8 protein-coding genes are annotated in these 11,507 nt (G+C 69.3%); 3 read left to right on the top strand and 5 right to left on the bottom strand.

Translation table 11 applies throughout. The features are described from left to right. On the top strand, positions 1–2,318 hold a 2,318-nt coding region (locus tag HUU96_RS04650; protein WP_254604993.1), incomplete at its 5' end, for a Pls/PosA family non-ribosomal peptide synthetase. Next, positions 2,279–2,983, top strand: coding sequence for a 4'-phosphopantetheinyl transferase family protein (locus HUU96_RS04655; RefSeq protein ID WP_174291689.1), 705 nt, complete (start codon positions 2,279–2,281; stop codon positions 2,981–2,983). The genes HUU96_RS04650 and HUU96_RS04655, both read left to right, overlap by 40 nt. Positions 2,984–2,987: 4 nt before the next feature. Here the strand turns inward: HUU96_RS04655 and HUU96_RS04660 are convergent, their stop codons facing one another. The 3 genes from HUU96_RS04660 to HUU96_RS04670 form a co-directional block, all read right to left on the bottom strand. Continuing rightward, the gene (locus tag HUU96_RS04660) at positions 2,988–4,376 is read right to left on the bottom strand and encodes a DUF1501 domain-containing protein (protein ID WP_174291690.1); all 1,389 of its coding nucleotides are present in this window, start codon (positions 4,374–4,376) and stop codon (positions 2,988–2,990) included. Between the two features lies 1 nt (position 4,377). Then, the gene (locus HUU96_RS04665) at positions 4,378–6,132 is read right to left on the bottom strand and encodes a DUF1800 domain-containing protein (protein WP_254604995.1); all 1,755 of its coding nucleotides are present in this window, start codon (positions 6,130–6,132) and stop codon (positions 4,378–4,380) included. Between the two features lie 107 nt (positions 6,133–6,239). Beyond that, a complete protein-coding gene (locus tag HUU96_RS04670; RefSeq protein WP_174291691.1) occupies positions 6,240–7,403 on the bottom strand; it encodes a DUF1501 domain-containing protein in 1,164 nt (387 codons plus the stop codon). 257 nt (positions 7,404–7,660) lie between these two features. On the opposite strand from HUU96_RS04670, the gene HUU96_RS04675 reads away from it, so the two are divergent. After that, a complete protein-coding gene (locus tag HUU96_RS04675; protein WP_174291692.1) occupies positions 7,661–7,951 on the top strand; it encodes a hypothetical protein in 291 nt (96 codons plus the stop codon). Between the two features lie 38 nt (positions 7,952–7,989). On the opposite strand, the gene HUU96_RS04680 is transcribed toward HUU96_RS04675, so the two are convergent. Next, positions 7,990–9,168, bottom strand: coding sequence for a deoxyguanosinetriphosphate triphosphohydrolase (locus tag HUU96_RS04680; RefSeq protein WP_174291693.1), 1,179 nt, complete (start codon positions 9,166–9,168; stop codon positions 7,990–7,992). Next, a complete protein-coding gene (locus HUU96_RS04685) occupies positions 9,165–11,201 on the bottom strand; it encodes a tetratricopeptide repeat protein (RefSeq protein ID WP_174291694.1) in 2,037 nt (678 codons plus the stop codon). Before HUU96_RS04685 ends, HUU96_RS04680 begins: the two co-directional genes overlap by 4 nt. Positions 11,202–11,507: the final 306 nt, after the last annotated feature.

An 11,507-nucleotide genomic window follows, 5' to 3' on the forward strand; every position in this document is an offset into this window, starting at 1 on the left:
CGGTCACCGACGACCTGTTCGAGGATCTGGGCGGCCACTCGCTCAAGGCGGCGCGGCTGGTCTCGGCCACCCGCAAGGTGCCGGGCCTCGAAGGCCTGTCGATCGAGGACGTCTATGCCGCCCCGACCATCCGCGCGCTGGCGGTGCGGCTGGGCGGGACCATCGCCCTCAGCACCACCGAGCTGGAGCCGTTCCACGTCATCCCGCGCTGGCAGCGGCGGCTGTGCGCGACCGCGCAGACCATTGCCCTGTTGCCGATCTTCACCGTCGCCGGGCTGCAATGGTTCTTCCCCTATCTCGCCTATACCTGGCTGACCGAGCGGGTCGACCGGGTGCCGGCGCTGTTGCTGAGCGGCGGCACGTTCATGCTGATCCCGCCGCTGGCGATGCTCGCATCGGTGGCGATCAAGTGGCTGGTGATCGGCCGCTATCGTGCCGGCGATTACCCCCTGTGGGGCCTGTATTATTTCCGCTGGTGGTTCGTGCGCCGCTTCATGGAGGTGATCGCGACGCCGTACCTTGCCGGGACGCCGATGATCCGCGGCTATTACCGGCTGCTCGGCGCGCGGGTCGGCAAGCGCGCCTTTATCGGCCGGATGCCGATCGACGCCGCCGACCTGGTGACGATCGGCGATGACGCGATCGTCAGCGACTATGCGATGCTCGCGACCAGCGCCGTCGAGCGCGGGATGCTACGGCTGGGCAGCGCGACGATCGGCCGGGGCGCGTTCCTTGGCTCGATGGCGGTGATGGGCCGCGATGCGTCGCTCGGCGATGGCGCGACGCTGGACGACCTGTCGGCGATCCCGGCGGGCAGCCATGTTCCCGCGCACGAGACCTGGAGCGGATCGCCCGCGCGCAAGGTCGACCAGCCGCCGCGTCCCGATCATGCCCCGCCCGCCTCGCTGATCCGCCGCGCGCTGGTCGGCGTCGGGCTGACCGTCGGCGCGGCGCTGCTGCCAATCGTCGCCATCCTGCCGATCGCGCCGGGGCTGCTGACGATGGTCGAGCTCGACTGGCGGACCGAGGGCTATACCTATCTGCTGCTCTCGCCGGTGCTGGCGGTGACCTATGTCATCCTGATGTGCACCCTGACGGTCGCGGCCAAGCGGCTGATCCTCGGCCGGGTCGCGCCGGGGCGCTATGCGATGAACAGCTGGTTCTACGTGCGCTATTGGTTCGTGCAGCAGATCAACGACCTGGCGCTAAGGCTGCTGCATCCGATCTACGCGACGCTGTATGTCGTGCCCTGGTATCGCGCGCTGGGGGTCAAGGTCGGGCGGCGGGCGGAGATCTCCACCGCGGCGGCGATCGTGCCCGATCTGGTCGAGATCGGGCCGGAGAGCTTCATCGCCGACGCGGTGCTGTTCGGCGCGGCGCGGGTCGAGCCGGGGGCGCTGGTGCTCGACCGCACCCGCATCGGTCGGCGCACCTTTATTGGCAATTCGGCGCTGCTGCCGACCGGTGCCGACATCGGCGACGAGACGCTGATCGGCGTCCTGTCGACGCCGCCCGCCAATGGCGAGGCCGCGCACCGGCCGGGCAGCACCTGGTTCGGCTCGCCGCCGATCTCGCTGCCGACACGCCAGAATGTCGGCCTGTTCGACGAGGGCGCGCGGTTCAATCCGTCGAGGCGACTGGTGCTCACCCGCCTGTCAATCGAGTTCGTCCGCGTCATCCTGTCGCTGACCTGCTTCGTCGCGCTGTTCAGCCTGTTGCTGTCGGCGGTGGGTACGCTCAGCGACTGGGATCATGGCGGCCTGTGGATCGCGGGGCTGTTCCCGTTCCTCTATCTCGGCTTCGCGCTCGGCTGCGGGCTGGTGGTGGTGGCGCTGAAGTGGATCGTCGTCGGTCGCTACAAACCCACCACCGCGCCGCTCTGGAGCACCTTTGTGTGGCGCACCGAACTGGTGACCGCGACCTATGAGAACCTCGCAGTGTCCAACCTGCTGGAGCCGCTGCGCGGGACGATGTGGCTGCCCGCCTATCTGCGGCTGCTCGGCTGCAAGATCGGCCTGCGCTGCTACATGGATACCACGGATATCACCGAATATGACCTGGTCCGCATCGGCGACGACGTCGCGCTCAACGACTTCGCCGGGTTGCAGACGCATCTGTTCGAGGACCGGGTGATGAAGGTCAGCGGCGTCGAGGTCGGCAACCGCGCGACGATCGGTTCCTATGCGATCGTGCTGTACGATGCGGAGATCGGCGCGGATGCGCAGCTCGGCGATCTGTCGGTGGTGATGAAGGGCGAGACGCTGCCGCCCGGCACGTCATGGGAGGGCTCGCCGGCGCGGCTGGCGAAAGCAGGCTGAACGAGCCGCGCTGGCTAGTCGGCGGCGATGTAGGGCTTGAGCTGGCGCAAGATGTGCCGACCATCTGGCTGGTCTCGATTGATGACTCAGTGGTTCGGGCGCGGGCAGAAGCGGTGGCGCTGCTGCCGGGCGAGGCAGCGGCAGTCGCTGGTCGCCGCGATGCCGGCGAACGGCTGCTACGCGGCCGGCTTGCCCGCCTGCTACTCGCTGCCGCCGGCAACGTCCGCGCGGACAGGGTAGCAATCGAGCGCGATGCGGCAGGCAGGCCGATGGTGACGACGCCCCACGGCTGGCACCTGAGCGTCGCCGCCCGCTGGCCGGCCTGCGCGATCGGCGTGGCCCCGTGTCGGCTGGGTGTCGATATCGAGCGGATCGGCGAGGATGCGCTGCCGGTCGACCTGCTCACCCCAGCCGAGCGGCAACGGCTGGACAGCGATCTTGCCGCCCCGGCCGGGAGCCACGGTGCAGCAGAAAGACCAGGCGTCGCCGCCGCTCGCTGTTGGACGGCCAAGGAAGCCCATGCCAAATGGACCGGTCACCCACGGGACCTCGACCCCGCCGCCATCGAGACCGGGCGGCTGCCGCTGGTGACCTCTCGCTTCGGCACGACGCGATGCTGGCTGTACGGTCTGCCCGATCACGTCGCGGCGGTCTGCACCGCCTGACCGGTCAGACGAACCCGAGGTTCCAGCTCGACGGGTTGTAGTTGCCCATGTTGGGCAGCACCGTCGTCATATCGCCGCTCGACACGCCGAACCAGCTTGCCAGCGTCGAGGCATATTGATCGACCGAGATCGACGGCAGCAGCCGCCCCTGGCCGACATCGTCGCCGGTGCCGTTGCCGATCGCCGGCGGCGTGCCGTAGATTTTCTGCCCCTTGACCGCGCCGCCCATGACGAAGTGCATCGACCCCCAGCCATGGTCCGCGCCGCTCGTGTTCGACAACAGGGTGCGGCCGAAGTCGCTGGCGGTGAAGCTCGTCACCCGGTCGGCGACGCCCAGCGCGCTGGTGGTGTCGTAAAACGCCTTCATCGCGTTGGCGACCAGGCCGATCTGCACCGGGTGCGCCGCGGCCAGGTTCTCGTGCATGTCGAACCCGCCGAGGCTGACGAAGAACACTTGCCGCTTGGCCCCCAGATCCTGCGCCACCGAGATCATCCGTGCGACGATCTTGAGCTGGTCGGCGAGCGGATTGGGAGTCGGGAACAGCGGAAAGCTGGCCGCTGGCGCGTTGGCGAGCGCCGCCGAGACCTGGGTATAGGTGCTGAGCGCGCGGGCGCTGACCTTGGCGTGCTCGTTGGCGATCATGTTGGTCGCCGACTGGCCGGTCATCAGCGACTTGAGCGTGCTCGCCGCGGTCGTCGAACCGTACAGCGTCGAGGCATTGTTGATCAGCGCGATCGGGCCGCCGGTGCCGATCGAATACTGGATCGCCTGGTTGCCGGCCAGATACACCGCATTGCCGCTGGCGTTGATGCAGGTCAGCGTCGAGGTGCCGTTGCCGCTCATGAACAGGTCGCCGATGCGGCCGCCCCAACCGGTCTTGGCACCCTCCGGCGACGATGCCTGGAAATAGCTCTGCTGGTCGTTGTGGCTGAACAGCTTGGGCGGCAGCTTGACCGACTGGGCGCTGTATTGCGCCTTGGTGGTCGGCTGAACCAGCGTGCCGACGTTGAGCACCGTCGCCAGCTTGCCGGCGTTGAACACCGGCAGCAGCGACGCCATCGCCGGAGCCAGCGCGTACTGCCGCCCGCCCAGGCTATTGGTCGGATTGAGCACCGTCGCCGCCAGCGCGTCGCGGCCGAGCGCGATGTTGGAGCGCTGCGCCTGATAGGCGTTGTAGCTCGCCAGGTCATAGGGCGGCAGCGTGTTGGCGTAGTCGTTGCCGCCATACAGGAAAATGCAGACCAGCGCCTTGTAGTCGGTCGCGGTGGCCGCCGCCGCCTCGCCGATCGCGCCCAGGCTGGTGACGAAGGGCGTCGCGACGCCCGCCAGACCCAGCTGCGCCGAACGGCGGAGGAAGGCGCGGCGGGATTGATCATGCTCGAACTGGCTCATGTCACTTCACCGTCAAGTAATCGGGCGACGCAAGCGTCAGGAGGATGGCGGCATAGACCCGGTTCTGCTGCCCGGCCGTAGTCGAGGCGGAGATGCTGTCGACCGCCGCCTTGATCGAGGCGACGGTGGCGGCGGACAGCTGCCCGGCGGCGAGGATCAAATTGACTTGGTCGACCAGCGTGCCCGAGTCCGTCGCCGAGGTCAGGATATCGGTATAATCCGCCTTCACGTCGCCGGTGCCGTTCTGCACCAGCGCCTGCATGTAATTGATATAGGCGACGACGGTCTGTTCGTTGGTGATCTGGAACTCGGGCGCGACCAGCCCGGCCGAGGAGATGCTGGTGTCGGGCGGCGAATAGCCCGGCCGGAACCAGCTGAAGACGGTCTGGCTGCGTCCCATTGACTGGCCGAGCCGGGTGGTGGTGCTCGACGTGTCGCCGATCGCCCAGGCTGCGGACGGCGAGGTGGCACCGTAAGCGCGCGCCCAGCCGGTCAGCCGCATCACCGGCTCGCGCAGCTTGCCCGACGCCTGCGCGGTCAGCGCGGTGTCCGAGCGCGCCTCCGTGTCCAGCAGGATGGCGCGGATCACCGACTGCATGTCGCCGCGTACACCCTTGCCATTGTCGGTGAACACGGTCGCGACGCGGCTGATATAGGCCGCCGAGGGATTGCTGGTGACGAGCCGCTGGATCAGCTGCTTCGACACGAACGGCGGCAGGTTGGAGTGCGCGAAGATCGCGTCGAGCGCGCTCTTGATCGCCGCGGTGCCGCCGCCCGACACGGTGGTGCCCAGGAAGGTGGCGCTGCCGGTCTCGTTGATCGAGGCATTGACCACCAGCTGCGAGCGATAGACCGCCGGCGTCGTCGTGTCCGTGGAGGCCAAGGTCAGCCCGGTGAACACCCGCGCCAGCCCCGACACGTCGGCAGGGCCATAGGTCTCCAGCGGGCTGGAGCCCGACATCTTGACGCTGCCGTCGATGTTCAGCTGGTAGAGGCCGAGTGTGAACAGCTGCATCAGCTCGCGCGCGTAGTTCTCGTCGGGCTGCGCGCCGGTCGTCGTGTTGGCCTTGCGGTTGTTGAGATAGGTCAGGAACGACGACATCGCCGCATTATAGGTGACCGCATCCATGATCTGGCGGTAGTTGGTGAACGCATTGTCGAGCAGCACGTCGACATAGGCGGCCGCCGCGAAGGCGCGCCAGTTCAGGTTGACGCCGTCGATGCCGACCACCACGAAGTCGAGCAGCGCCATCGCCACCCGCTGGCGCAACTGGTCGGGATCGCTGATCATCCCACGCCACATCGTCTGGTCGAAGCCGGTCTGGCTGTTGATGTTGGTGGCGGCGTTGTAGCCGTTGGCGATCAGCCAGTCCCAATGGGTCGTCGTGCGCGCCGTTCCGAACTGCGCGGTGATCCAGCCGTCATAGCCCTGGGCGACGACATCGGCGACCATGGTCTTGGTCGCGCCCATCGTCGTCTGACCCAGGAAGCGGCTCGCCTGGGTCTGGGACACGGCCTGGGCGGTGACGGTGACCGCTGCCGGGGACGAGGCGGTCGTGCCGCCGCCGCCCTCACCGCACGCCGCCAGGATCAGGGCGGGTGCGACCGACGCCACCGTCTTGAGCGCAGAGGCGGATGGTGCGGCGGAGACGCCCGTTTCCCACGCGTCCAGCGACGCGCACCCCTCCAGGCGATCCTCGTCCAGCATTGGTAGTCCCCGCTCGGTGTGTCGCCCGCCCCGGCCGACATCGTTCACCTTGCCCCGCAATAGCTACACGATTGTTACCAAACAAGGTTATGGCCGAATCGGGCCGACGTATCCCGCTCTCCTTTCAGCGCTTTTTACCGCGGCGGATGTCCCGGCTAGACCCTCACCAGCCCCTCGGTAGCGCCGATGCGGGCGCTGGCGGGGAACAGCGCCGCCATCGTCCGCGCCGGGTCCGTGGCGAAATGCTCCGCTACCGCACCGCCGATGAACGCGTCGAGGCTGCTGGTCGGGTTGAGGTCGCGGCCCTCGTACAGCTGCGACTTCTTGAGCCCCGGCCAGTCGGCGATCACCCGGCCACCCTTGACGCCGCCGCCGATCAGCATTGCCGACGAGCCCTGGCCATGATCGGTGCCGCCGGTGCCGTTGGCGGCGACGGTGCGGCCGAACTCGGTCGCGACCAGCACCAGCGTGTCGTCCCACATCGGCCCCAGCCCGGTGCGTAGCGCGCCGATCATCGCGTCCAGGCCCTTCAACTGCGCCGCCAACCGCTGGCGCTGCTGGGTATGGGTGTCCCAACCGCCGGTCTCGATCATCGCGATGCGCGCGCCGTTGTTCGGGGCAAGCAGCCGCGCGGTCAGCGCGCCGGTCGCGGCGGCGTTGGCACCGTTGTTCTGGGCGAGGTCGCTGGTCAGCTGGCGCGTGGCCATCGCCTCGCTCCACAGGCCATGAAGCTGCGCATCGCCCTGGTAGAGCATCGCCACGCGGCTCATCAGGTCGTCCGACGCCTGCGGCAGCGCCGAGGGCGCATAGCTGGCGACATCGCGGGACCCACGCAGCGCCATCGGCACCGTCGCCGCCACCGCGATCGCCCGCGCGTCGTCGGTCGGCACCACGCCCATCAGCCGGTTGAGCCAGCCGTCGTGCAACTGGTAGGCACTGGCGCCGCCCGTCTCCAGCACGTTCTGCCCATCGAAATGCGACCGGTCGCGATAGGGCGAGGCGATGGCGTGCGCGAACAGCGCCTGACCCTGGCCGTACAGACCGGCGGTCGCGGTCATCGCCGGGTGCAGCGCGAACATCGCATCCAGCTTCGCCCCCTTAGCCACATCCGCGGCCAGATCGCCGCGCGCACCCGCAAAGCCGGGATCGCCGACCGGGCCGACAATGCCCATGCCGTCGGCCGCGCCGCGCTGGATGATGAAGACGAAGCGCTTGGCCGTCGCCGCCCGCGCAAACGCCATGCGCGGCGCAAAGGCAGCGCCGAGCACCCCCAGCGCGGCAGTGGAAAGGAACGAGCGACGATCGGTGATCAAGGTCATGGCCATTACCTCCGGATCATTCGGGCGCACAGCAAGCTTGAGTGCGTGTCCCAGGTGCAGCTATCCAATCGCTGATGACAGCAACTTGTCGCAAGGATGTGGCACGACGACGGGGAAGCTGTCGCAATCACGACTGCGGCAGGCGCAACAGCGGTCGCCGGCTTTGCATTTGTCAGCCATGCTGCACCGCAATATTCAGACGGCACAGCATAAATGAGGACCTGACCGGCTCGACGCACATCACGCGGGAGTTGATCATGAACAAGTTCATCACGACCACGATCGTTGCCGCTACGGCGCTGACCTCGACCATCGCCGCCGCTCACGACGCGCCGCAGACCTTCACGCGCGACGGTCAGACCTATGTCTACACCAGCAGCACCGACAAGACGAAGCAGGTGATCGACGGCTATAACCAGGGCGACGGATCGCGCTTCCACCTGGTCGTGCGCGATGGCGTGGTGTCGGGCATGTCGAACGGCCGCGAGATCAGCTTCCGCGTGTCCGAGGCGAGCAGCGCCCGCCCGATCGAGACCGCAGCCCGCTGAGCAGATGGGACCGGCCCGTTAGCCGGCCGGTCCCTTCCTCAGAGTCCTTCGGGCGGGTCGATCGGCCCCACCACATCCCGGTATCGAGCGATCGCGTAACGGTCGGTCATGCCGGCGATGAAGTCGCCGATATGGCGGCTGCGCGCCGGATCGGATGCGGGCAGGCTCTCGCGCCATGCCGGCGGCAGCGCCTCGGGCGCGGCGCGATAGGCCGCGAACAGGCCGCCGATCACCGTCGCCGCCACCCCTGCCGCCGCCAGCTGTAGCGGATGGTGGTAGAGGTTGGCGTAGAGGAACCGCTTTAGCTCGCGCTCCTCGCGCGCGATCGCCGGCGAGAAGCCGACCAGTGCGCCGGTCGCCGCGCGCACGTCCTCGACGCAGCCGACCCCGTTCGCCGCGATCCGTTGGCGGGTCTCGTCGATCAGGTCGTTGACCATCGCCCCGATCTGCCCGCGCACCAGCTCGCCGGTCAGCCGCCCCGCCGCGACATCGGGATAGCGCGTGCACGCCGCCTGCCAGCTGCGCGCGACGATTGGCACCGGCAACAGCTGTTCCAGGGTCAACAGGCCGGCGCGCAGCCCATCGTCGATGTCGTGATTGTCATAGGCGATGTCGTCGGCGATGGCGGCGACCTGCGCCTCCAGCCCCGGCCAGCTCGCCAGCTCCAGCGGGAACTCGGCATCCGCCTCCGCCAGCGCCCAGGCCGGCCGCCGCACCGGGCCGTTATGCTTGGCGAGGCCTTCCAGCATCTCCCAGGTCAGGTTCAATCCCGGCCAGCGCGGATAGGGATGCTCCAGCTGCATCAGCGTGCGCAGCGTGTGGCCGTTATGGTCGAACCCGCCCTGCCCCGCGAGCGCCGCCCTCAACGCGTCCTCGCCGGCATGGCCGAACGGTGGGTGGCCGATATCGTGCGCAAGGCACAGCGCCTCGGTCAGGTCCTCGTTCAGGCCGAGCGCGCGCGCGATCGTGCGGCCGATCTGCGCGACCTCGATACTGTGGGTCAGACGGACGCGGAAATGGTCGCCGTCCGGGGCCATGAACACCTGCGTCTTGTGGCGCAGGCGACGGAAGCTGATCGAGTGAACGATGCGGTCGCGGTCGCGCTGGAACGCATCGCGAGGCCCGCGCAGGTCGAGCCCGCCGATATCGCCCGGCTCCGGGTGCAGACGGCCACGGCTTTGCCCCGGGTCGCACGCCCAGCGGGCAAGCTCGCTCACTTGGCGGGCAGCTTGGTCACGACCTGACCGGCCTCGCTGGTGAAGGTGAAGGTCGACATGCCGCCGGCCTTCAGCGTGTTGACAAAGGCGCGCGCCTCCTCCCCGGTCTTGAACGGGCCGGCAAGGACGCGGTTGGTCGCCCGCAGCGGCGTCGTCCAGCCGGTGGCGTGACCGGCGAAGACCGCACCGCCCTTTGCCTTCGCCGCCGCCCATGCTTTGGGCAGGTCGCCCGCATAGGCACCGCCGGCGACCTGGACCCAGATGCGTTCGGGATTGGCACGCTCCAGCTTCTTCTGCGCGGCGGCTTCGCGCTCCTCCTGCGCCTTTTGCTCGGCGGCCGCCTTCTTCTCGGCCAGCGCCTTCTTGTCGGCGGCGGCCTTGCGATCGGCCGCACGCTTGTCGGCCACCGCCTTGGCGGAAGCGGCATGAGCCGCGCGATCGGCGGCAGCTTGCTCGGCAGCGGCGTCGACGGTGTGTTCGTCGGCAGCCGGAGCGGCAACGGCCGGGCGGGTCGGCCCGGCCACGCCCAGCTCCGCTGCGGGGATCGGCAGGCCGGCAACGATCCGCGCCAGCGCCCCGTCGCTGCGGTGCGGTGGCGGGACCGGGATGTTCGTGACGATCGGTTCGACCGGTGCCGACGCTGGAGTGGTGGTCGCGGCAGGCAGGGCTGGCGGCGAGGTCGCCGGCAAGGCCGCGAGTGCGACCGGTGTCGGCGGGGACACAGGCGGAGACGGCGTTTGTACGGGCGGCAGTGTTGCAGCGGCAACCGTTTGCGATACAGCCGGCGCAGCGATTCTCACCTGTGTCCGCGGTGCCGGAACGGCGACGATGACCCTGACATCAGGCGCAGGCACGGCTACCGGGACTGGCGGAGCGACCGGTCGCGTCACCGGCACTGCGATCGCCGCCTGTCGTGTCGGTGCGACCGGCAGTGAAGCAATCGCAGCCGGCCCTGCAATCGACGAGACGCCCCGCCCGGAACCCGCCACCGCCGCGCCGGATGCGATCGTGGTCGGCCAGGCAGCGGGGGCCGCACCGCGCGTCGCCAGCACGGCGGTGCCAGGTTGCGCGCGATAGCGCGGTGCCTGGGGCAGCGGCTCCGGCGCGGGCGTCGCCACCGCGACCTGCACCGGCTGGCGCTTACCCTTGTCCTTGTCCTTGCCGCGACGCTTGTCCTTGGCCACCGGAGCCGCGACCGCGGCGACCGCCAGCCGCGGGGCGTAGGGATCGGGGCCGAGCGCCGGCAGCGCCGGAGCCAGCTTCGCATCCGCGACCCGCTGCGGCGTCGAGCGCACCTCGCCGAAATGCACGGCATAGGCGCGGTCTATCGGCGCCAGCGTCGGCAGCTTCTCCAGGAACGGCTGCAAGCCGGCGGCGGTGCCCGGCGGCATCATCGTCGTCGCGATCCGGTTCGCCTCCGCGACGTTGCCGCCCATCGCCAGCACAAAGGCGTGGACCCGCCACGCGCCGCGGTTCGACTGGCGCAGCAGCGGCTGGAGCTGCTGGTCGGCGAGTTCGCGCTTGCCGGCGATCGCCAGCGACAAAGCGTAACGGCGCTGCGTCTCCTCGTCGGGTGCGGCTGCAGGCGAAGCGCGCAGCGCCAGCCGGTAATCACGCTGGGCGCGCTCCTGCTCGCCGAGCAGGTCATAGGCGAGGCCGCGATCCGACGCGAACGCCGCCGGCGGCAAGCCGTAGCTCTCCGCCTGCGCAAAATAGCGCAAGGCCTCGCCGGGCCGCTCGGCATGGACCAGGATCGCGCCCTCGCCCGCCTTGGCGCGGCCGTTGCGCAGGTCGACCTTGTCGGCCCGGGCGAAGAACGAGGCGGCGGCCCCAAGGTCGTCGAGCTTGACCGACAGTTCGCCCGCCGCGAGTAGCGCCGACAGGTCGTTGGCGTTGACTGCGAGCAACCGCATCTGCGCCGCCAGCCGATCGGAATCGGTAGTACCCGGCACCGCCTGAACCACGCCCTGCGCGAGCGCGGGCAGCGGAGCGGTCAAGCACGCCAGCAGGAAGACGGAAGGAAAGCGCGCCATGATGCCCGACCAGCCTAAGCCCCAGCCGCCGCCGCGCGACAATCGCCAAGGCCCTGCCGCACGACGAAGCGAGCCCGCGCGACGACGAACCGGCCGTGCCGCGAACGCCGGTATCGGGCGACCTGACCTATTGGTTGTTCTGGCGATGCAGGAAGCGTGGGATGTCGACCGGGGCCGGCTCCTCGCCCTGGCCTTCGTCGCGCTGGGTGCCGCGCGCGGCGTTGCTCATCCGCTCGAACAAGGTGCCGCCCAGCTTGACCCGCGGCGCGGGTTCGGGCGTCGCCTCGGCCTCGCTGCCCGGCGACA

Source organism: Sphingomonas bacterium (assembly GCF_903644135.1).
Taxonomy (GTDB): Bacteria; Pseudomonadota; Alphaproteobacteria; order Sphingomonadales; family Sphingomonadaceae; genus Sphingomonas.